The organism is Streptomyces sp. NPDC051286, assembly GCF_044455345.1.
In the GTDB taxonomy this organism is placed as follows: Bacteria; Actinomycetota; Actinomycetes; order Streptomycetales; family Streptomycetaceae; genus Streptomyces.
The window spans coordinates 1-19,861 of the sequence record NZ_JBITER010000047.1 but is presented as its reverse complement, the minus strand read 5'-3'; the positions used below and the strand labels follow the sequence as shown (position 1 = coordinate 19,861).

19 protein-coding genes and 2 pseudogenes are annotated in these 19,861 nt (G+C 68.5%); 14 read left to right on the top strand and 7 right to left on the bottom strand.

The genetic code is table 11. The features are described from left to right. Window positions 1–40: 40 nt before the first annotated feature. The 5 genes from ACIBB8_RS31210 to ACIBB8_RS31190 all read left to right on the top strand — a co-directional run bounded on the left by ACIBB8_RS31210 (window position 41) and on the right by ACIBB8_RS31190 (window position 5,626). The gene (locus ACIBB8_RS31210) at window positions 41–535 is read left to right on the top strand and encodes an SRPBCC family protein (RefSeq protein WP_366693507.1); all 495 of its coding nucleotides are present in this window, start codon (window positions 41–43) and stop codon (window positions 533–535) included. Window positions 536–1,860: 1,325 nt separating this feature from the next. Continuing rightward, on the top strand, window positions 1,861–2,382 hold the full coding sequence (locus ACIBB8_RS31205) for a hypothetical protein (protein WP_398957817.1): 522 nt from the start codon (window positions 1,861–1,863) through the stop codon (window positions 2,380–2,382). Window positions 2,383–2,427: 45 nt separating this feature from the next. Continuing rightward, a complete protein-coding gene (locus tag ACIBB8_RS31200; protein ID WP_189282234.1) occupies window positions 2,428–2,841 on the top strand; it encodes a hypothetical protein in 414 nt (137 codons plus the stop codon). A gap of 368 nt (window positions 2,842–3,209) precedes the next feature. After that, window positions 3,210–4,475 carry a ParA family protein gene (locus ACIBB8_RS31195; RefSeq protein WP_398957813.1) on the top strand — a complete coding sequence of 422 codons (1,266 nt, stop codon included), beginning with the start codon at window positions 3,210–3,212 and terminating at the stop codon, window positions 4,473–4,475. Next, window positions 4,472–5,626 (top strand): ParB/RepB/Spo0J family partition protein, encoded by a 1,155-nt coding sequence (locus ACIBB8_RS31190; RefSeq protein ID WP_398957811.1) that lies wholly within the window; start codon window positions 4,472–4,474, stop codon window positions 5,624–5,626. The genes ACIBB8_RS31195 and ACIBB8_RS31190 overlap by 4 nt, the downstream gene beginning before the upstream one ends. 31 nt (window positions 5,627–5,657) lie before the next feature. Here ACIBB8_RS31190 and ACIBB8_RS31185 read toward each other — a convergent pair. Next, a pseudogene (locus ACIBB8_RS31185) lies at window positions 5,658–6,312 on the bottom strand (IS200/IS605 family accessory protein TnpB-related protein); the annotation flags it as partial. A 98-nt stretch (window positions 6,313–6,410) separates the two neighbouring features. Between ACIBB8_RS31185 and ACIBB8_RS31180 the strand changes: the two are divergent. Next, window positions 6,411–6,959, top strand: a complete 549-nt coding sequence (locus ACIBB8_RS31180; RefSeq protein WP_398957809.1) for a CGNR zinc finger domain-containing protein — start codon at window positions 6,411–6,413, stop codon at window positions 6,957–6,959. Between the two features lie 87 nt (window positions 6,960–7,046). On the opposite strand, the gene ACIBB8_RS31175 is transcribed toward ACIBB8_RS31180, so the two are convergent. Together ACIBB8_RS31175 and ACIBB8_RS31170 are read right to left on the bottom strand one after the other, a co-directional pair. Continuing rightward, entirely contained in the window at window positions 7,047–7,892 is an 846-nt protein-coding gene (locus ACIBB8_RS31175; protein WP_398957807.1) for a prephenate dehydratase, read from the bottom strand. A gap of 3 nt (window positions 7,893–7,895) precedes the next feature. Continuing rightward, a complete protein-coding gene (locus ACIBB8_RS31170; RefSeq protein ID WP_398957858.1) occupies window positions 7,896–8,297 on the bottom strand; it encodes a hypothetical protein in 402 nt (133 codons plus the stop codon). Here ACIBB8_RS31170 and ACIBB8_RS31165 point away from each other — a divergent pair. The 5 genes and pseudogenes from ACIBB8_RS31165 to ACIBB8_RS31145 form a co-directional block, all read left to right on the top strand. Then, window positions 8,278–9,255, top strand: a pseudogene (locus ACIBB8_RS31165) (Mu transposase C-terminal domain-containing protein); the annotation flags it as partial. The gene ACIBB8_RS31170 and the pseudogene ACIBB8_RS31165 sit on opposite strands and share 20 nt — an antisense overlap. Further along, complete coding sequence (locus tag ACIBB8_RS31160) at window positions 9,249–10,157, top strand: TniB family NTP-binding protein (RefSeq protein WP_398957805.1); 909 nt, start codon at window positions 9,249–9,251, stop codon at window positions 10,155–10,157. The pseudogene ACIBB8_RS31165 and the gene ACIBB8_RS31160, both read left to right, overlap by 7 nt. Continuing rightward, window positions 10,154–10,645, top strand: coding sequence for a TniQ family protein (locus tag ACIBB8_RS31155; RefSeq protein ID WP_398957803.1), 492 nt, complete (start codon window positions 10,154–10,156; stop codon window positions 10,643–10,645). The genes ACIBB8_RS31160 and ACIBB8_RS31155 overlap by 4 nt, the downstream gene beginning before the upstream one ends. 38 nt (window positions 10,646–10,683) lie before the next feature. Beyond that, window positions 10,684–11,352 (top strand): hypothetical protein, encoded by a 669-nt coding sequence (locus ACIBB8_RS31150; RefSeq protein ID WP_398957801.1) that lies wholly within the window; start codon window positions 10,684–10,686, stop codon window positions 11,350–11,352. 161 nt (window positions 11,353–11,513) lie between these two features. Then, window positions 11,514–12,104, top strand: coding sequence for a recombinase family protein (locus ACIBB8_RS31145; RefSeq protein WP_398957799.1), 591 nt, complete (start codon window positions 11,514–11,516; stop codon window positions 12,102–12,104). 100 nt (window positions 12,105–12,204) lie between these two features. Here ACIBB8_RS31145 and ACIBB8_RS31140 read toward each other — a convergent pair whose 3' ends face one another. Genes ACIBB8_RS31140 through ACIBB8_RS31130 form a run of 3 tightly spaced genes read right to left on the bottom strand, consistent with a single transcriptional unit; the run spans window position 12,205 to window position 15,568 of the window. Continuing rightward, window positions 12,205–13,041, bottom strand: coding sequence for an ABC transporter permease (locus ACIBB8_RS31140; RefSeq protein WP_398957797.1), 837 nt, complete (start codon window positions 13,039–13,041; stop codon window positions 12,205–12,207). Beyond that, window positions 13,038–14,624: an ABC transporter permease subunit gene (locus ACIBB8_RS31135; protein ID WP_398957795.1), complete on the bottom strand. Its 1,587-nt coding sequence runs from the start codon at window positions 14,622–14,624 to the stop codon at window positions 13,038–13,040. Before ACIBB8_RS31135 ends, ACIBB8_RS31140 begins: the two co-directional genes overlap by 4 nt. Further along, window positions 14,621–15,568: an ABC transporter ATP-binding protein gene (locus ACIBB8_RS31130; protein WP_398957793.1), complete on the bottom strand. Its 948-nt coding sequence runs from the start codon at window positions 15,566–15,568 to the stop codon at window positions 14,621–14,623. The genes ACIBB8_RS31135 and ACIBB8_RS31130 overlap by 4 nt, the downstream gene beginning before the upstream one ends. A gap of 125 nt (window positions 15,569–15,693) precedes the next feature. On the opposite strand from ACIBB8_RS31130, the gene ACIBB8_RS31125 reads away from it, so the two are divergent. The 3 genes from ACIBB8_RS31125 (at window position 15,694) to ACIBB8_RS31115 (ending at window position 19,574) form a co-directional block, all read left to right on the top strand. Further along, window positions 15,694–16,947: a sensor histidine kinase gene (locus tag ACIBB8_RS31125; protein WP_398957791.1), complete on the top strand. Its 1,254-nt coding sequence runs from the start codon at window positions 15,694–15,696 to the stop codon at window positions 16,945–16,947. Continuing rightward, the gene (locus tag ACIBB8_RS31120; RefSeq protein WP_398957789.1) at window positions 16,944–17,621 is read left to right on the top strand and encodes a response regulator transcription factor; all 678 of its coding nucleotides are present in this window, start codon (window positions 16,944–16,946) and stop codon (window positions 17,619–17,621) included. The genes ACIBB8_RS31125 and ACIBB8_RS31120 overlap by 4 nt, the downstream gene beginning before the upstream one ends. A gap of 702 nt (window positions 17,622–18,323) precedes the next feature. Then, window positions 18,324–19,574, top strand: coding sequence for an MFS transporter (locus tag ACIBB8_RS31115; RefSeq protein ID WP_398957854.1), 1,251 nt, complete (start codon window positions 18,324–18,326; stop codon window positions 19,572–19,574). 14 nt (window positions 19,575–19,588) lie between these two features. On the opposite strand, the gene ACIBB8_RS31110 is transcribed toward ACIBB8_RS31115, so the two are convergent. Continuing rightward, a partial coding sequence (locus tag ACIBB8_RS31110) for a Tn3 family transposase (protein ID WP_398957787.1) occupies window positions 19,589–19,861 on the bottom strand: 273 nt, incomplete at its 5' end.

Genomic DNA, 19,861 nt, shown 5'->3' with positions numbered 1-19,861 from the left:
CCGTACCTGAAGTCGAACAGCAGCGCGAAAGAGAAGTCGAATGCACGACCCCTCGGACAGCCATCCGGAGATCCACTGGCCATCCGGTTTCTCACCCGAGAACGCCCACAGCTTCCACCGGGCGCAGGCCGTCGTGCCCGGTCCGCCGGAACGGATCTTCCACCTGCTCACCGACGTGGCGAGCTGGACGAGTTGGGTTCCGGAGTGCGAGGAAGTGAGCACCGACACCTTCACCCAGACCTTTGACGTGCACTGGGCCGGATACCGGTTCGAGGTCTTTGTGGGGGAGCATGTACCGCCCCGCCGGCTCGGCTGGCTGGGAATCGGTGCCGGTGTACAGCTGTACCAGGCGTGGCTGCTCACCGAGGTCGAGGGCGGCACGCAGGTGGTGGCCGAGCACGCGGTCCGTGCCGGCGCTCCCAAGGCGGTCGACACGTTGTCCCGCGCGTGGGGACAGCGCCTGAACGAGCTGTGGCTCGCCCAGCACGCCAAGATGTTGCAGACCCCTCCAGGCGAGGGCCGGGAGACCCGATAACCGGGCCCCGCCCTCAGACACTTGCGTCTGAGGTGTCGTCGATCACGGGCAGGCTGAGGAGACACGGTGCCGGAGAGGAGTCTCGGAGCACCCGTCCGCCGGCCGACGGGCCACCGAGGCGTTCCTGCTGCTCGCCGGTGTGGCCGTCGCCGGACTCGCCTCCTGTCTGCTCATACCCGGCGGAAAGTCCCGGACGGCGCAGAGCAAGGAGACCGCCGAGGAATGCGTCGCCGCGCTCGTTGACCAGCACACGAGCTGACCGATGCCGTTCTGCGTGCCTTGCTGCGTCGAGCGGCCGGCCATGGCCGATCGGCCACCCTCGCCGCTCGCATCGTTGTTCAAGCGATGACCCCGGCTGCCGTCCGCATGACCCGCGGCCAGGTCCGTTCCTTCGGTGGCCGCTCACTGTGGTACATAGCTGCGGAGATCAGTAGTCCGCCAGGTGCGGCAGCTCCTCAGCCCTGGCGGGCTTGCGGTGCCCCGCAGGGGCGGCTGAGCCTGTCCCTGCGCTGCCGACCGGCCGACGGTGAGGAAAGACCAAGTGCCTCGGCTGAGCATTGCCGTGGTGCAAGTGACCACTGATCGCCGTCGTAACAATGACGCGTTGACACAACTCCCTTTCGGTGGCACAGGTTTCAGACGCGGTTCGACTTGGCTGCGGCGCAAAGGGAGCGTCCGGCCAGTCTCTTGTCAGGTGGAGACCGAGCGCGGCGGTTCTTGTATAAGAGGCCCGAACGCGAAAACCCGCCCTGACCTGCATTTTTATCGGATCCATGGTGTCCGTCAGAGCACATTTCGTATGCGGAGATGTCAACCTGGCCGTCACATTCGTTCCGAGAAATCAAGCAGGGCTTGATCTGTTGGGTTTCGCGGCGGAGGTGACGTCCCCCCTGGTCAGAGAGGTGGAGGGGTGGGGGGCGACGTGGCGGCGCTGCTATGCCGGGTTCGAAGAGTGTGCGCCCTATGCGACACATGAAATCAAGTGACGCTTGACTATCCGATCCCGTGCATCAGTTAAATCAAGCCTGACTTGACTTTCTGCGCAGCCTGATCGCAGGAGCCGTACATGCGACGTCCGAAGGCGCGCCGGTGCTCCAAAAGACAAGTCCCCGTTGATTTTGCGGATAGTGTCTGCCACGCCTGAGTACTAAGGAGGTCTTGTGCCATCTGAGCAGCCGGCCCGGCGTCGTCCGGGCGGGCCACGAGCCGTTCCATCCCACGCGCCTGACGACGCCGCCTACGACGACATCCTCAGCGTCCTCGGGAGGCAGTTGGGTGAAGCAGCTCAGACTGCCGACCCCCGCAGCCGCCGCAAGCTGAAGGGTGTGACGTTCGAGTTCGAGAACGACGCGCGCGCCGTACACACCATGGCGGGCAATGCCGGGTACAGCCTGGCGAGCAACTGGTTCACCCAGCTCCTGGCTCAGCTGGCCGTGGCCAACTCCATCACGAAGTCGCAGCTGTGCGTCTTCCTCTTCGTGGCCGGGGGGCAGGTCCCGGGCACCGGAATCGCCCAGTACACGCAACAGGAGATCACCGATGGACTGAACAAGCTCGCCGAGAAGAAGGGCGGCAAGAAGATCACCCGGTCCACGGTGAACCGCGCCATCGGGGCCCTGTGCGGCTACAAGTGGGTCGAGAAGGCCGGCAACGGCAAGATCCGGCTCAACGTCACCCTGTGGTTCCAGGGCAACAGCAACGCCCAGCACGAGGTGCTCGCGGAAATCGCCTCCGAGCACGACCACGACCCCACTGCCTTCCCTCATGACATCGGCCCCGACCAGCCGCATCAGGAAGAGTTCGACTTCGGGCAGGACACTTACACCAGACAGAAGAGAACCGGCTGACCCCGCGCACGTACCCTGGCAGCCGACAACGAGGAAGGTGGCCTGATGGCTGAGGTCTTGTCCCCGATCGTTTCCGACCGGATCTGGGCCGTACCGGTTTCCGGAGCAGCAGTGAAGTTCCTCAGTTACCTGGTATTCCGCTCCGAGTTCGGAGGGCACCTGCCCGTACGTCAGAAGGACATGGCAAAGGAGTACAAGATCACGCCACAGGCTGTCAGCCTCCTGATGGCGCCACTGTGTGATCTCCACATCGTCCTGCGCCCTTCCAGCGACGGGCGAGGAGGTAACAGCTACCGGCTCCACCCACTCGCCGCGAAGTACAAGAGCCACGACGACATGGAAGCGGCGTTCAGGCACACCCTGCAGGCCATCAAGGCAGGCGAGCTCCCGAACCTCAAGCTGCCTTCGTACGTCTCAGCCCCACCCAGCGAGGGCCGACCGAACCTCCAGGTCGCATGAGGCGAAACAAGGGCCCCACCAGCTTCTGGCGGGGCCCTTGTGCCTGAGTACGAGGTACGTCACGAACTATACCCGTGAGGGCCGACAGTTGCCTGTCGTGGCGTGGACGGGCCGGCACTCTTGGCGAAAGGCCTCAGCTCACCCGCGGCCGAGGTGCGGAAACGTGCCGTCCACCCATCGCCGAGATTGATGGGTGGACACACCACGACCTGGACACCTCCCCGACCACCGGCCGCGCACGGCTGTCCTGCCGCCGAGCGGAAGAAATCTTGCGCCGTAATCGGGATAGGAGCGCCGGCGCATCACCAAGTCGTGCTAACTAACGTGCCGGTGCAGCAGATGATCTAGGGCGTTAGTAAGGTAGCGTCATGCATATGCCAGCCACCTCGAGCGACCGGGCAAAGGTCGTCTCCAAGCTGCCGGGATGGCTCCGGCAGAATCTCAAAGTCAGAACCGCCCAACTCGGCATCGAGATCCAGGCCGCAGTGGAGCAGGGGATCTCCGCCTGGTGCAGCCTTGCCTCAGGGACTGCCTCGGTCGACACGGCCGGAGCCGAGTCCTTCTCCACCTTCCTTCCTCCTGGGCAGTGGGAGGAGTTCCGGAGCATCACGGAGGACCGCAAGGTCTCCCTCATCCAGGGGCTTGCCCAGTCCGTCCAGCTCTGGCTCGATACCAATCCGGCTCCGGATGTGCAGCGGCCCGACGTCACTCGGCGGATCGTGGTCTGCAACCAGAAGGGCGGCGTCGGGAAGACCGCCATCAGTGCCGGTGTGGGGGAGGCGCTGTCGGAAGACTCCAACAGGCTGTATCCCGTCCGAGTGGCCAAAGCCTTGGCTACCGCCCTTCGCGCCGGCAGGACGGAAGGCGGTGCAGCGGAGTCCGGCAACGGCCCACTCGACATCGAGAAGCTTCCAGGGCTCGGGCTGCGCGTCCTGCTGGTCGACTTCGACCCGCAATGCCATCTCACCAATCAACTGGGCGCCGCACCGCTGCCCATGAACGGCGACAGCCTCACCAACCACATGGCGGGCGATCCCAAGGGAGAGCTCAGGGACCTGATCGTCTCCATCGAGGACGAGCACTTCGGTGGACGACTGCACCTGCTGCCCGCCTGCCATGACGCGTTCCTCCTCGACGTACGCCTCTCCGCTGTACGCGCTCGCGAAGCAGCCCTCGAGCGGGCGCTGATGCCACTTGAGGTTGACTACGACGTCATCCTGGTCGACTGTCCACCCAGTCTTGGCCTCAGCATGGACGCCGCCGCCTACTACGGCCGCCGCCGCGACGGTGAGCGACCTGGCCAATCCGGCGCCCTCATCGTCGTCCAGGCCGAGGACAGTTCCGCGGACGCCTACGACCTCCTGACCAATCAGATCGAGGACCTCCGCAACGACCTCGGACTCGACATCGACTACCTGGGCATCGTCGTCAACCTCTACGACGGCCGACGCGGATACATCGCCACATCTTCCTTGCAGGGATGGATCGACATAAAGGATCCACGCGTGGTCGGTCTCATCACTGACCTGAAGGAACAGAAAGAAGCAGTGCGCATGAAGCAGCCCCTGCTGAGTTACGCCCCCGCCTCGCAGCAGGCTGTCGGCATGCGTGCGCTGGCTCGGGAGATTTCGTGAGCAAGGCCGACCAGCTCGGATCTGGACGCTTCGGAGGCAGTGCCCGGCCCGTCAGCGCCCGACGTGCCGCAATCGGCACCGCTACCGGCGTGCCCACGGAAGGCGTTGCTCCTCCGACTCGACTTCCTGTCTCTCGTATCAGTCCCAATCCCGACAATCCCCGTTCCGCACTCGGTGATCTCACCGAACTGGCGGGCAGCCTCCAGGAGCACGGCCAGAAGCAGGCCATCACCGTCATGAACCGTGATGCCTACATCAAGGCCAATCCCGAACGGGAAGGGGATCTGGAGCCCAACACGACCCACGTCGTCGTCGATGGCAGCAGTCGTCTGGCTGCTGCCCGAGAGGCCGGCCTCACACACCTCGGCGTCATGGTCGACGACGCCCAAGGCAGCGACGGCGAAGCCATCCTCGAGTCGGCGCTTGTCGCCAACATTCACCGTAAAGACCTGGACCCGCTGGATGAAGCTCGTGCCTTGCAGCGGTTGCTCGCCCTTCATGGGTCACAGGTCAAGCTCGCGAAGCGGCTGAGGAAGTCTCAGGGCTGGGTATCGCAGCGCCTGGCCTTGTTGAACCTGACTCCTGAACTACAGGCGGTCGTTGGCGAGGAGCCCGTTGAGCTCCTGCGCGCCGTGGCCAAGGAACCCCAGGACCGGCAGGGAACAGCCCTTGAGCAGCTCAAAGCCGAACGCGCCCGTAAGGAAGTGGAACGGCAGGCATCTGCCGTGGTATCGACGGGAGTTGCGAAGCCGAAAGACGCTGCAGGGCCGCGGTCGACTGTGGAATCCGCAGTGCCCGAGGTATCCGGCACTCAGGCGATCGTGCCGTCCGCTCGCCTGGATGAGGCTGAGAGTCGGCCCACGCCCGTTCTCTCCACTCCTGTGGCACAGGTTGAGGACGCCCAACTTACAGGTGCTACCACGCCAAGGGGGAGCGGCGAGTCGGCCGAGGCCGTTGCTGTGCCTCGGTCCGACAGCGTGTCTGTACCGGAGCCCGACCTGGCCGAGGCAGGCGTGTCACCGGATTGGCAACTTCCTTACCACGACGGCATGTTCATCGCGATGCACCTCATCCACAAGATGAGCGACAGCGAGTTCGACCGGATGCTGGACATCCTCATCAAGCACCGCGAGGAGCGCGCCGAGTCGTAGGCCTGTGCTGACGGATCACGTTGAATTGTTCCTATCCAGGGCGCATGAGTGAGTCCTGGACCCACTGCTGTGTACTGGGCGCATCCCGAACGGTGTTGGATGCACTGGGTTCCCGCTTTCGCGTCCCGTTCGGTGACGGCTCTCCAGGGGGCCGGTCCATTGCGGGTGGGCGGGTGCCCTCATGTCCTCGGGTGCTCGGTCCGGCCTGGGCGGTCCGATGCCCCGCACGATCACTCCGGTCGTGTGGGGGCGGTGCCGTCCTCCCCCAAGCTCTCAACTCCGTTCGAGCAGGGGATACCCCATCCCGGATCGGGTGTCCGAGAGGGCGTCGTCCGATCGTGATGCCCGCGGCATCGTGACGAGACTCCTTTCGGCGTGGGGTGACCAGCGGCTTCTGCCAGTGCTGGCCACCCCACTGGGAGGTGTAGGCGGGGGTTGACCGCGACGATGCTCAGGCCGTGTTCGGTGGCCATCGACACCAGCCGGGTCTTGAGTTTCCCGGTCGGGATGCCGGAGATGAGCCGCCGGAACCGCTTCTTGCGGCCCTGCTTCTCCCGGGTCTTCTCGGTGGTGAGGTCGAGGTCTTCGATGCCGATCGCGGCGACACCGGCCTGCTTGGCCCAGTGGATCAGCCGGGTCAGGGCGTGGCGGATCTGTGCGTCGCGGTGATCGGCGGTTCCGGACAGACCTTGCACGGCTCCGTAACCAATCGAGCGGGTGATTCTGTGCGTCGATCGCGCGCCGGGGTGTTGCATCTTTGCGAGTCACCAGTCAGTATGGTTACGTGAATCATGCCTTTCCCTGTGGGACGCTCCCCCTCGACTTCGTCGGCACGCTGCGCGCGCGACGCAACGCCGCGCCGATGGAGAAGCTCGCCACCCCTGAGCTGCTCGACGACTGGTTCGTGGAGTCCGGAATGCTCGATCTGGCGCCCGGCGCCAACGAGGCCGATCTCACCATCGCCCTCGAGCTGCGCGAAGCGATCTACGACCTGGTCGCAGCACGCCTGGAGGACCAGCCACTGCCTGCCGAGGCGGTTGCCGAGGTGAACCTTCAGGCGTCGGGCCTGCCCGTGACGCTGAGACTCGGTCCCGACGGCACGACACGCACCGGCTCGGTCTCGCAGGGGCTCGCGGCTCTCGCCCGTGAGACGGTCGAGATCCTCGGTGGCGACGAGGGGGCGCTGCTGCGCGAGTGCACCCGCCCCGAGTGCACCCAGGTCTACCTCGACCGCTCGCGTGGCCACCGACGGGAATGGTGCGCCATGAAGACCTGCGGCAACAGGGTCAAGGCCGCCGCCTACCGGGCACGCCAGCACAGCGTGAAGAGCTGAACGCCCGGAAGCCGGTGACGGGACCGGCGCCGAGACGCGACGACGGCCGCCCTTTCCGGGGTGGCCGTCGACACGGGGTCGTGGGGGTCAGCCCATGCGTTCCCGCAGGCGGTGCGGGTGGGCCGGGTACACGCCGAGGATCCGCACCTCGCTGGAGAAGAAGCGCAGTTCCTCCAGGGCGAGCGCGACGTGGGACTGGTCGGGGTGAGCCTCGATCTCGACGTAGAAGCAGCTCGGGTTGAGACCGGCACCCATCTGGTAGCTCTCGATCTTGGTGAGGTTGACCGCGCTGCTGGCGAAACCGCCGAGCGCCTTGTAGAGGGCGCTGGGGATGTTGCGTACCGCGAAGAACAGACTCGTCATCGTCGGCTCGTCCGTGACGGGCGCGAAGGCGGCCTCGCGGGAGAGAACGACGAACCGCGTGGTGTTGTCCGAGTCGTCCTCGACACCCGCCCGCAGCACCTCCAGACCGTAGTGCCGGGCCGCGGCGGGTGGGGCGAGCGCAGCGTGCCGGACGTCGCCCAGCTCCGCCACCTCGCGGGCAGCGCCCGCCGTGTCGTCGCTGACAAGGGTGCGCCAGTTGCCCTCACGCAGTACCTTCCGGCACTGCCCGAGCGCGTGCACATGGCTACGGACGCACTTGACGTTGTCGAGTGTCGCGCCGGGGACGCCCATGAGGTCGAAGCGGATGGCGAGGAAGTACTCCCCGATCACGAACAGGCCCGACTGCAGGAGCAGATGGTGCACGTCCGCGACCCGTCCGGCGGCGGAGTTGTCCACCGGGATCACCGCCAGGTCGGCGGCGCCGAGCGTCACCGCGTCCAACGCCTGTTCGAAGCTTGTGCACGGCAACTCCGCGCTACCGGGAAACAGATGCTGGGTGGCGGCCGCCGAATTTGAGCCCGGTTCGCCTTGGTATGCGATGGTCGTCACGTGTCACGTTCCCGTAGCGGAGCCGACGTCTTCGATCAGCAGGAGGTCCACCGTAAAACGTAGGTGCTGGAGGACCGCGACGCTGTCCACAACGAGAGACTCCAGAGGATGCTGTCCGTCTTTCGTGGGGAAGGGGATCGCCTTCTCGTACGCCGCTGTCACCACGTGGTGCACCAGCATGGCCACACGCCGGACGCGGTCCGCCAGGGACTCACGGGCGGCGAGGGAGATGAGCCGCCCCAGCCCGGGGCCGTTGTACGGCTCTGCCGTGAAACCCAGCCGCTCCTGGCGCAGCAGCGCCGACAGCTCGGCAGCCGTGGCGGCGGGGGAGAAGAACGGCGGGGCCACGCTCGGGCCCAGCACGGCCAGCTCGTCCGCCAGCCGGCTCGCAGCGCCCAGCGCCATGCCGGCGACCGCGGCCTGCGACAAGCGGCCGTGGCTGGAGCGGCTGGGGGCGGAGGCAGTCTGGCCGATGAGCGGCAAGCCGGGCGGGCTGTACGTGGACAACGCCGCCGAGTTCAAGAGCGAGGCCCTGCGCCGGGGTTGCGAGCAGCACGGTATCGGCTTGCGGTACCGGCCGCCGGGCCTGCCGCACTTCGGCGGGATTGTCGAGCGGCTGATCGGCACGATGATGGAGCTGGTGCACGAGCTGCCGGGCACCACGTTCTCCAGCACCGCCGAGCGCGGCGCCTACGACAGCGACAAGGCGGCCGCGCTGACCGTGCGGGAGCTTCAGCGGTGGCTGGCGCTGGCGGTGGCCTGCTACCACGGCCAGGTGCACGAGACCCTGGGCCGCACGCCGGCCGGGGTCTGGGCGGAGAAGGTCACCGGGGCCGCGTTGGTGACCGTGACCAATGAGACCGCCTTCCTGGTGGACTTCCTGCCGGTGGTCCGCCGGACCCTGTCCCGGTCGGGGTTCGTGATCGACTACGTGCAGTACTACAGCGACGCGCTGAAGCCGTGGATCGCCCGCCGCGAAGATCTCGGCCGGTTCGTCCTGCGTCGTGACCCGCGGGATATCAGCCGGATCTGGGCCCTGGACCCGGACGGCACCGACTATCTGGAGGTGCCCTACCGGGTGCTGTCGCGGCCCCCGATCAGCGCGTGGGAGCAGAAGGCGGCCGTCACACGGCTGCGCGAGCTGGGCCGCGCCGAGGTGGACGAGGACGCGCTGTTCGCCATGGTCGCGCAGATGCGCCAGATCACCGATGCCGCCGCGGTGGCCACCCGTAAGGCCCGACGCGACCGGCAGCGCCGCGCCGAGACGCTGCTCCGGCAGAAGTCGGCACCCCCGCCCAAGCCACCGGCCGACCAGGACGGGGACAGTGTGGCCATGCCGTTCGAGGTGATCGAGCAGTGGTGAACGAGGACGGGGATCTCTCGCACCTGCACCCGGCCGCGCAGCAGATCGCGCGGCTGCCGGATACCGAGCGGCTGTGGTACGTACGGGCGGACCGGTGGATCGGCTATCCACGCGCCGCCGAGGCCCTGGAGCGGCTGGAGACGCTGTTTGCCTGGCCGTCCAAGCAGCGGATGCCGAACCTGCTGCTGATCGGGCCGACCAACAACGGCAAGTCGATGATCGTGGAGAAGTTCCGCCGCACCCACCCGCCCATCTCGCACCCGGACCGCGAGGAGATCCCGGTACTGGCGATGCAGATGCCCTCCGACCCGACGGTGATCCGCTTCTACACCGCGCTGCTGGCCGCGCTCGGCGCCCCACTGCGGGCCCGCTACCACCGGCTGGCCGACGTGGAACAGTTGACGCTACGGCTGCTTCGGTCGGCCGGGGTGCGCATGCTGGTGATCGACGAGCTGCACAACATCCTCGGCGGCCGCGGCGACAGACGCCGGGAGTTCTTGAACCTGCTGCGGTTCCTGGGCAACGAGTTGCGCATCCCGCTGGTCGGTGTCGGCACCCGGGACGCCTACCTGGCCATACGGGCTGATGACCAGCTGGAGAACCGGTTCGCCCCGCTGACACTGCCCCGCTGGGAGAGCGACGCCGACGCCTGCTCGCTGCTGGCCAGCTTCGCCGCGGCGTTCCCGCTGCGCCGGCCCTCGCCGATCGCCACCGCCGAGATGGCCGGCTACCTGCTCACCCGCAGCGAGGGCACGATCGGAGAGCTGGCCCACCTGCTCACCGACGCCGCCCTCGCCGCGATCACCTCCGGTGAGGAGGCCATCAACCAGCGCACCCTGCTGCTGGCCCCGTACGCCGGGCCCAGTGAGCGACGCCGGCTGTTCGAGCGCGAGCTGACGTGAGCTCGGTGCGGCGCTGGCCGCTGCACCCGCAGCCCGGCCCCCTGGAGTCGCTGTCATCGTGGCTGGAGAGACTGGCTCGCCCGTACGAGATCCGTGTGGCGGACCTGCTGACTCGCAACCTCGGCCTGGTGGACGTAGCCGTGCCGGATGACCTCGACTACGACCCGCCGGCGACGATGCTCGCCGCGCTGGCCGAACGCACCGGCGTCGAGATCGCCCGGCTGAGGGCGATGACGCTGGCCGGCTGGGAGCCGTGGCTGATCGAAGGGCTCATCGCGCCGATCGAGGACACCCAACCGGTGTTCGACGCCTACGTCCGGGACAACTCGTGCTCCTGGCCCCCGGCAAGGCAGGCGTCAACACGGTCTCGCCTTTCCGGCGCTGGCCGGGGCCGTGGCTGGGATACTGGGGGCTATATCGGGACTGCCCTGTGTGCGCCGCCGATCCCGAGCGAGGGAAGGCCCTGGTGTGGCGGCTGCCTCTGGTAACCGGCTGCTTCGAGCACGGGTGCCGCCTGGAGGACGCCATGCAAGTCCACCGTTCGGTCGCCTTCGGCCACAAGGGTCCGGTCCCGACGCCGCTGGTCGAACCTCTGGCCACCGTGGACCGCTACACCTACGAAGGGCTCACTACCGGGCGGGTCGTCCTCCCGGGCCGCACCGTGCACGCCGGGGTGTGGTTCCGGCTGCTGCGGTCCTTGCTGGATGAGGTCAGCCTCTCCTCGACGAGCGGCCGAGGCAGGCACGGCCGGGCCGTCCTGGAGCACGTCTGGCAAGCCACCGGCCGCAAATACCGTGCCGGACTGAACATCTGGCGGCCGTACGAGAACCTCAAGCCCGACATCCAGGAGGCGATGCTGCATGCCGCCGGCACCGCGCTGCACCTGGCCGCCGCCCGGACGATCATCGCCCACGGCCGCCTTGCCTCCGCGCTGCAGCCGCCACCCGACCGGCACGTCTACGCCGGCGACCGGCCTCACCGCGGCTCCTGGGCGGGGGAGATGGCCCGATGGGAGACAGGGCTCGCCCCGGCCCGCACGGACCGGGATGCCGCGCGGCGACTTCTGGCCCGGCTCACCCGGAACTGCCCCACCCTCTACTGGTTCGAACAAGAGCGCGCCTTCCTTCTCGATGTCGGCGTCCCCGCCGACTTCCTGCCCAGCGCCCGCGAACTCGGCCGTACCGATCTCGCCTGACATCTGTGTTCCACATCCTTGGAAGTGGAACATGACTCCCGATGCTCCGTCAGAAGAGATGTGTCCTGGGCAGATCACTCCGGCCGTCGTTCCGTAAGTCGTTCCACAAGAATCGTTCCGAAAGGCTCGTACGGAGCCAACTTCCGGTACGGTGTGCCGTCATGGGAACCGACAACCGCCCTGCGGGCGGACTCGAACTCGGATACGCCCGAGTCTCCTCCACCAAGCAGAGCCTGGAACGCCAGCTCGACTCCCTCGGCGAGGTGGGCATCCCCGAGAAGCAGATCTACGTGGACAAGAAGAGCGGTGCCACGGTCGAGCGCCCCGGCCTGGCCGACCTGCTCGCCTACGTCCGCCCTGGAGACACCATCGTGGTGCACACCCTGGACCGGCTCGGCCGCAATCTGCGCGAAGTCCTCAACCTCGTCCACGATCTCAACGAGAAGCAGATCGGGGTGCATTCACTGGCCGACCCGCTGCCGATCAACACCGCCGACGAAGGCATGGGCCGTATCGCCTTCCTGCTACTGGCCCTGTTCGCCGAGATGGAGCGGACCTTCACCACGGAACGGGCCGCCCACGCCCGCGCCGTGGCCGAAGCGGCAGGCCGCCGCATCGGCCGGCCCGTGGCCCACCCAGCCGACAAGATCGAGTACGCGCGTCTGCTCCAAGGTCAAGGCGCCAGCTACGGGGAGATCAGCGCCAAGACCGGCATCCCCAAGACCTCCCTGCACCGCTACCTGAAGGGGTAGCGGTGCAGGGAGCAGGGGTGGCCGTCGTATAGGTGCTATCGGTCCGTTCCCAGAGTCGTTGGGGCCCGAAGCCACCGTCCTCGCGGACGGCTCGATTCGGCTACGCGTCGCGCCTGTGCAGCAGCAGGCTGCCGACCAGCAGCGCGGCCGCGGCCCACGTGGCGAGCACGCCCAGGCCGGCCCATGGGCCGATGGGCAACTCGTGCAGATGGACGGTGGCTTGGACCGCGAGTCCGGCGGTCATGGGCGAGATCTGCTGGAGGTGGCGCTGCCACTCCGGGTCGTTGACCACCCGGGTGACTACCGGGAAGAGGTAGAGCAGCCCGAGCACGATCCCGATAGCGCTCGCCGCGTCCCGTACCGCCGTCGCCACGCCGAGGCCGATCAGGGCGATCAGGACGAGGTAGAGGACCGAGCCCACGGCCGCCCGCAGGGTCGGGCCGTCGGCCAGGGAGAGCGGGGCATAGTCGTGCGCCTCGGTGAATCCGTTGCCGGGCAGGATGTAGCGGCCGGCGAGGAGGGAGGCCAGGACGGCAGCCGTCCCGGAGGCGAGGACGACCGTGGTGAGAATCGTCGCCTTGGCGGTAAGAACGGTGATCCGGTTCGGCACTGCCATGAGCGTGGTGCGGATCATCCCGGTGCCGTACTCGCCGCTGATGGCCAGCACCGCGAGGACGGCGATGACCGCCTGCCCGACGGTGACGCCGGTCAGGGCGAGCTTGACGGCGTCCTGGCCGCACCCCGCGTCCGGGCACTTCACGGCCTTGGCGGTGCCGCAGCCGACGGCCACGGTCAGCGCGACGGCGAGCAGGAGCAACCTGCCCATTTCCCCTGCGGTGCGCAGCTTCGTCCACTCCGCGCGCAGGGCGCGGCCGAAGTCCCCTCGCCACGCGCCGTCAGCCGTGCTCGTGAGTCGTGCACCGCTCAGGAGACTCATACGTCCCTCCCGCGCAGCCGCACCACGGCCAGACCGAAGGCGAGCGCGGCGTATCCGCACAGCACGGCGAGGCCAGCCCAGGGCGCCAGCGGGTAGTAGCCGGTCGACGGCTCGTACACGCTGAGCACCTGCGTGTACTGCGGCAGGGTCTGCTGGATGGCGAAGCCCGCAGCCGGGGTCACTCGCAGCAGCCACTCCGAGACGCCCGGGGGCAGCACGCCGGAGGTGGCAAGCAGGAAGGGCAGCACGATTGACGCGATGACCAGGGCGACCGCCGTGCCGCTGCGCCGCAGCAGGGCACCGACGCCGAGAGCGAGCACGGCGGCGGCCGTGCAGAGCAGGCCGGTTCCGACCATGACGCGCACTTCGGTCGCCGACGTGACGGGGAAGACATGGAAGCCCCTGCCACGCGCGCTGCGTTCCCCGACGGGAATGGTGATCGCGGCGGCGACCAGGCCGATGGCGAACGCGACGCCCCCGGCCACCAGCGCCTTGGCACCAAGCACCCGGCCTCGCAGGGGAGTTGCCGCCATGGTCGTACGCAGCAGACCGCGCCGGTACTCGCCGGTGATGAACACCGTACCCACGGCGATCACCACGATCAGTCCGGCGAAGGTGCCGACGAGGAAGTTCTCGACGGAGAAGCCGACGCCCATGACGGGCCCGCCGACGACCGGTGCGATGTCACCGGCCCCGGTCACGGTGAACCCGCCGCCGTCGGTCACGGTGAACCCGCCGCCGTCGGTCTGGGTGAAGCCGCCCTCGGTGGTGTTCGTGTAGCTGCCGGAGGTGCCCGCGTCGCCGCCCACCTGTGTGCCGCTCCACGCGCTCTGGGACCAGTCGCCGGTGAGGGCGGGGCGGCCGAAGGTGCCGGTGGCCACGGCGGGGCTGAAGCCCGTGCCCGCCGCGGTGTCCTGCTTCGCCTCCGGTGACGTGGCGAAGAGCCCGGCCTGCACGGTGCGCGCAAGCCCAGGCAGCTTCGCATGGCCGACCTTGGTCCAGTGGGAGCCGTCGGTGGAGGTGTAACCGGCGAGGCTGTCGCCGGAGCGGACCAGGCGCAGCCAGCGCGGGGACTCCTGGGTGACCTTGCCGGAAGGACCCGCCGTGTCGTGCGTGTAGTCGTACTGCATGCGCACGCCGTGACCGCCGGTGGCCATGACCGCCGCGTACGGGGATCCCTGGGTGAGGCTTTCCTTCACGATGATCCCGGCCTTCGCCCAGGGCTGGGCGCCCTGGGCCGTCTTGCCGATCCCGGTGTCGGCCACGCCGGTCAGGGACCGCAGGGGAACGGTGAGGGCACCGTCGCCGGTGAGCGTCCTGCGGACGAAGTAGAAGCTGTCATTGACGGCCTCGCCGGCGGGGCCCTTCGGATACGAGGCGGAGTCGGCGCCGCGAGCGCCGGGGGCGGGGGCGGCCGTGCCGAGCAGGCCGACCACGATCGTCACCAGGAGCGCCCCCGCCATGGCGAGGACCCAGCCGCGTACCGTACGGAACTTCGTCCACTCGGCGTGCAGCGTCCTGAGGAACCCGCTCCGCTCAGCGCGCCTCGTGGCCGGGGGGCGAGGGGTGAGGGTGGCTGTCATCGCGTGGCCTCCCCCGCCGGGATGCCCCGGTACTCCACCGCGTCCCGGGTGAGCTCCATGTACGCCTCTTCGAGCGTCGCCCGGTGCGCGGACACCTGGGAGAACGGCACCCCGTTCCGGGCAAGCAGGGCCACGATCTCCTCGTCGGGCAGGCCCGTGACGCCGAGGGTGTCGGGGCCGGTGGCGAGAACGGTGGCGCCCGCGCCGTACAGGACCTGGGTGGCGCGCGGAGGCTCGGAGGTACGCAGGGTGACCCGGCCGCTGGACGCCTCGGCGAGCAGCTCGGACACGCTGGTGTCCGCGACGACCCGGCCGCGACCGATCACCACGAGATGGTCCGCGGTGTCTTCGAGTTCGCTCATCAGGTGACTGGAGACCAGGACGGCGCGGCCCTGCCGGGCCAGCTCCACCAGGAAGCCGCGCATCCACACGATGCCGTCGGGGTCGAGGCCGTTGAACGGCTCGTCCAGCATGACGACCGGCGGGTCGCCGAGCAGCGCCGCCGCGATCCCCAGGCGCTGGCGCATGCCCAGCGAGAAGCCGCCGGCCTTGCGCCGGGCCGCCGTGCCCAGGCCGGCCTGCTCGATGACCTCGTCCACCCGCCGGGCCGGCACGCCCTGTGAGTGGGCCAGCCACAGCAGGTGGTTACGGGCGGTGCGGCTCGGCTGCAGCGCGGAGGCGTCGAGCAGCGCCCCCAGATGCCGAAGCGGGCGACGCAGGGTGCGGTAGGGCACCCCGCCGACCAGGGCCTTTCCCTCCTCAGCCGCGTCCAGGCCCAGGATCACGCGCATGGTGGTGGACTTGCCCGCGCCATTCGGGCCGACGAAGCCGGTCACCCGTCCGGGCCGCACGGTGAACGTCATCCCGTCCAGAGCCAGCTGTGGCCCGAAGCGTTTATGCAGACCGATGACCTTGATCATCGCCTTCGTACTCTCATCGCTCATGGGCCTCACCCTGTGACGGAGCGGGTTACAGGGGCCGAACGGCCACTGTCATCTCGCTGTTAGGCGCCTCGGCTTAGCCTGGCCTCGTACGTGTCCTGGTGCGGCGGAGAGAGGGGAGCATGCGGATGGAATGGGGTCCGCCTCGACGGCTCGCGGGCCGGACCGCCCGGCTCGGCCTGCGCCGTGGCACTGCCCGCACCCGCTTCACCGCCTTGTACGTCACTCTGTTCCTGCTGTCGGGAACGGCGCTGCTCGCCATCGCAGCCGTGGTGGCATCCGGCGGATCGCGCTCCAGCCAGACCGCCCCCGATGGCGGCACCGGTCAGCCCGCCACGGCGGCACAGGCCCAGGGCCGCATCGACGAACTGGAGCAGCAGCTGACCCAGGCGCACGACACCCAGTCCCGGCAGATCCTGATCGGCTCCGCCATCGCCCTCGGTGTCATGGCAGTGATCTCGGTCGGCCTCGGCTGGTTCGTCGCCGGCCGGGTGCTGCGCCCGCTGCGCGTGATGACAGCGGCCACCCGCCGGATCACCGCCGACAGCCTGCACGAACGCCTGGCCATCGGCGGCCCCGGCGACGAGGTGAAGGACCTCGCCGACACCATCGACGACCTCCTCGGCCGCCTGGAGGGCTCCTTCGACGCCCAGCGCCTCTTCGTCGCCAACGCCTCCCATGAGCTGCGCACCCCGCTCACCACGATGCGGGCCTCCTTGGACGTGGCCCTCGCCAAGCCGGGCCCGGTACCCGAGACCACGGCCGCGCTGGCCGCCCGGATGCGCGCCGAACTAGACCAGGTGGACCGGCTGCTGGAGAGCTTCCTCGTCCTGGCCCGCACCCAGCACGGCGAGTTCACCGACTCGGAGCCCCTCGCCCTCGGCCAACTCGCGCTGACCGCCCTGACCGGACGGGCAAAGGACATCGCGGCCAAGGGCCTGACCGTGCGCGAAAACCGGATCGACGAATCCGCGTGGGTGTGGGGCAGCCAGACGCTGCTGCGCCGCGTGGCCGACAACGTGGTCGACAACGCGATCGCGCACAACGACCCCGGGGGCTGGATCAGTGTCGCGGTACGGGCTGAAGGAGACGACGCGGGCGCGGTGTCCCTCGTCGTCGAGTCCAGCGGACCGGTCCTCGACCAGCGGAGGGTGGCGGACCTCGCGCAGCCCTTCCGCCGCCTTGGCGCCGACCGGACCGGCACCGGCCAGGGCAGCGGCCTCGGCCTCTCCATCGTCGCGTCCATCACCCAGGCCCACCACGGCACCCTGGACCTGCGCGCCCGCCCCGACGGCGGCCTGCGCGTCACCGTCGCCCTCCCCCGTACGGACGGCAGGGCGACGGTGGAAGCCCGCGACACAGAGGCGGGCGGGGCGCATTGAGAGTCCTGGTGGTCGAGGACGCCCGCTCCCTCGCCGAAGTCATCGCCGAGGGACTGCGCGACCAGGGCATGGCCGTGGACGTGGCCCACGACGGGCTCGACGCCGCGGTCAAGCTGGACGTCAACGCGTACGACGTCGTTGTGCTCGACCGCGACCTGCCAGGCATCCACGGCGACACCCTCTGTCAGATGATCACCGAGCGGGACGGCCGCGTGATGGTCCTGATGCTGACCGCCGCCGACTCACCCGGCGACCGCGTCAGCGGCCTGACCCTGGGCGCCGACGACTACCTCGCCAAGCCCTTCCACTTTCCCGAACTCGTCCTGCGCATCCGCGCCCTGGCCCGCCGTCGCCCCGCCGCCCGGTCCCGCGCCTTGAGCACGGCGGGCATCGAACTCGATCCGATGCGCCGCACCGCCAGCCGCGACGGCCACCAGCTCGACCTCTCCGTCAAGGAACTCGCGGTACTCGAAGCCCTCCTGAACGCGAGCCCCGCCTTCCTCAGCACGGAGAACCTCCTCGAACAGGTCTGGGACGAACACGCCGACCCGTTCACCAACACCGTCACGGTGACCATCAGCCGCCTGCGCCGCAAACTCGGCGACCCCCCGGTCATCGCCACCAAACCCGGCGTGGGGTATCGGATCATCGACCCAGCCGTCCCACCCGACTGAGCAGCCGCCAAGGGCCGGCGGCCCGCGAGCGGAGGCGGTGCTCAGTGCACCCGACTCCAGTCATCTGCGCAGCCGACTTCGGAGACTGACAGTGGGGGTCCGGACTCACCCCCGGATCGTTTCATGAGGGTGCTTCATCTGTCCCGCTGTTTGCAACAACTCATGAAACATGATCGCCGCAGGTCGTGCGCCGCGGGTCGAGGTGTTTCACAGGCGAACACCTATGAAACAACAACCTCAGTGTCCGCGTTGTCGTCTCTTCGAGTCGGCGGACGTCCTCGGCCACCGCCTACGACACCGGTTCGTACCTGTGACGTACTGGCCGCTGGCGTGTGGCACGTTTCGCTCGTATTCCGGTTCCACCCCAAGGACGAGGTTCTGCCGGGCGGTGGACTGCTGGTCGGTCGAGACCCGCTTGTAGACCAGGTTCGCCACTCGTGAGCCCCTTCCGTACGGAGGATCGGACCCTACCTGTCGTCAAACCCTGTCAGTAATCACCATCGGATCTGATTGGATTCGCGCCGCCGTGAACCCCCGGACTGCACGGGTTCATTGGACGCGACGGCTGCCTGTCGTCAAACGATCGTTTGACGACAGATTCCTCGGGGTGGCGCGGTCCTGGTCCGGGCCCCTGGCGGAATCAGAGCACGCGACCTTGGTGCTACTCCCGCTGGATCTGCGAACGCTGCTAGCGTGCCGTCCATGATCAAGGGCGACTTGGCGGGTCGAATAGGCCGGATGGCGGGGGACAGTGCGCCGGAGCGCGTGCTGGTCGCCGCGAGTTTCGTCAACCGAGTCGGCAATGGTCTGTTCAACGCGGCGTCAACGCTCTATTTCACCTTGGTCGTGGGCCTGCCTGCGGTGAAGGTCGGTGCCGCGCTCACCATCGCCGGAGTGATCGGCCTGTGCGCGGGAATACCAGGCGGGCATCTCGCAGATCGGCGAGGGGCGCGCACGATCATGATGTTGGCCCTCTCTGTCCAGGCGGTGTCGATGGCGGCCCTCGTCCTCGTCGAGAGCTGGGCCGCGCTCACGATCATCGCGACGGTCGACCAGATCGCCGCGGCGGCTGGTGGGGCGGCGTGGGGCGCGCTGGTGGTCCGGGTCGGGGGTGAGCGCCCGGCCCTGTTCCGTGCCAAGCTGCGCACGTTCGTCAACCTGGGCGTTGTTCTGGGAACGGTAGGTGCAGGGCTGGCGCTGGCCGCGGACACCCGCGGTGCCTATGTCACGCTGATCCTCGGCAACGCGGCGAGCTTCGCCCTGTGCGCGGTGCTGTTGCTCCTGCTGCCCCGCTATCCGGTGCTGGCAGCGCCGCCGCGCCAGCGTCGCTGGCTCGTCTTCGCGGATCGTCCCTTCCTGGCGTTCACTGCCCTCTACGGGGCCATGGGACTGCAGTACCCGGTGGTCTCGCTACTCCTGCCGATCTGGATCTCCGAGCACACCGAGGCGCCGCGCTGGACGGTGGCCGCGCTGTTCGCCGTCAACTCCCTGTTCTGTGTGCTGATGCAGACCAGGATCGGCTCGCGGATCGAGACCCCGCACGACGGCGGCCTGGCGTTTCGCACGGCGGGGCTGCTCTTCCTCGTCAGCTGCCCGATGATGGCGCTGGCGGCGTACACCCCTGTCTGGGCGGCGGCGGGACTGGTCCTGGCCGCGATCTTCGTCCACAGTCTGGGAGAGGTTTGGGAGTCATCGGCGGGCTTCGCCCTGGGCTTCGGTCTTGCCCCCGACCATGCACAGGGCCAGTACCAAGGTGTCTTCGGTCTCGGCTTCAGCGCGGGCCAGGCTCTCGCCCCCGCGATCCTCACCACGGTGGTACTCGGCCTCGGCACGACAGGCTGGCTGCTGCTGGCGGTGTTCTTCGCGGCACTGGGCGCTGTCGGTCCATCTCTTGCCCGCTGGGGCATGCGGACCCGGCCGCAACCAGGCGTTGCGGCGGAAGTGACGGGATGACCGCGAGTTAGGTGTCAGAAGCCTTCTACCTCGTCGTCCTCGTCCAGCTCCAGCGCGTCCGGGTCGCGCAGCGGGCGGAGGGCGCCGGCGGACGGGACGCTGGCGGTGAAGCTGTAGCGGCCGAGCAGGTTGAGATTCTTGTGCTTGAGCGGGGAGAGCCGGGCAACATCCTCGTCGCGGATCTCGTGGCCCTCGGCCTTCAGCTGGGCGACGGCGGCGTCGATGTACTTCGTGGTCCACAGCACGATGGCGTTGAGGACCAGGCCGAGCGCGCCGAGCTGGTCCTC

Bases quoted from the DNA above. Each gene is read 5' to 3' on its own strand.
- ACIBB8_RS31135 (WP_398957795.1), bottom strand. From the start codon at position 14,624: ATGACAGCCACCCTCACCCCTCGCCCCCCGGCCACGAGGCGCGCTGAG.
- ACIBB8_RS31125 (WP_398957791.1), top strand. From the start codon at position 15,694: ATGGAATGGGGTCCGCCTCGACGGCTCGCGGGCCGGACCGCCCGGCTC.
- ACIBB8_RS31145 (WP_398957799.1), top strand. From the start codon at position 11,514: ATGGGAACCGACAACCGCCCTGCGGGCGGACTCGAACTCGGATACGCC.
- ACIBB8_RS31200 (WP_189282234.1), top strand. From the start codon at position 2,428: ATGGCTGAGGTCTTGTCCCCGATCGTTTCCGACCGGATCTGGGCCGTA.
- ACIBB8_RS31195 (WP_398957813.1), top strand. From the start codon at position 3,210: ATGCATATGCCAGCCACCTCGAGCGACCGGGCAAAGGTCGTCTCCAAG.
- ACIBB8_RS31150 (WP_398957801.1), top strand. From the start codon at position 10,684: ATGCAAGTCCACCGTTCGGTCGCCTTCGGCCACAAGGGTCCGGTCCCG.
- ACIBB8_RS31140 (WP_398957797.1), bottom strand. From the start codon at position 13,041: ATGAGTCTCCTGAGCGGTGCACGACTCACGAGCACGGCTGACGGCGCG.
- ACIBB8_RS31115 (WP_398957854.1), top strand. From the start codon at position 18,324: ATGATCAAGGGCGACTTGGCGGGTCGAATAGGCCGGATGGCGGGGGAC.
- ACIBB8_RS31210 (WP_366693507.1), top strand. From the start codon at position 41: ATGCACGACCCCTCGGACAGCCATCCGGAGATCCACTGGCCATCCGGT.
- ACIBB8_RS31130 (WP_398957793.1), bottom strand. From the start codon at position 15,568: ATGAGCGATGAGAGTACGAAGGCGATGATCAAGGTCATCGGTCTGCAT.
- ACIBB8_RS31170 (WP_398957858.1), bottom strand. From the start codon at position 8,297: ATGGCGCTGGGCGCTGCGAGCCGGCTGGCGGACGAGCTGGCCGTGCTG.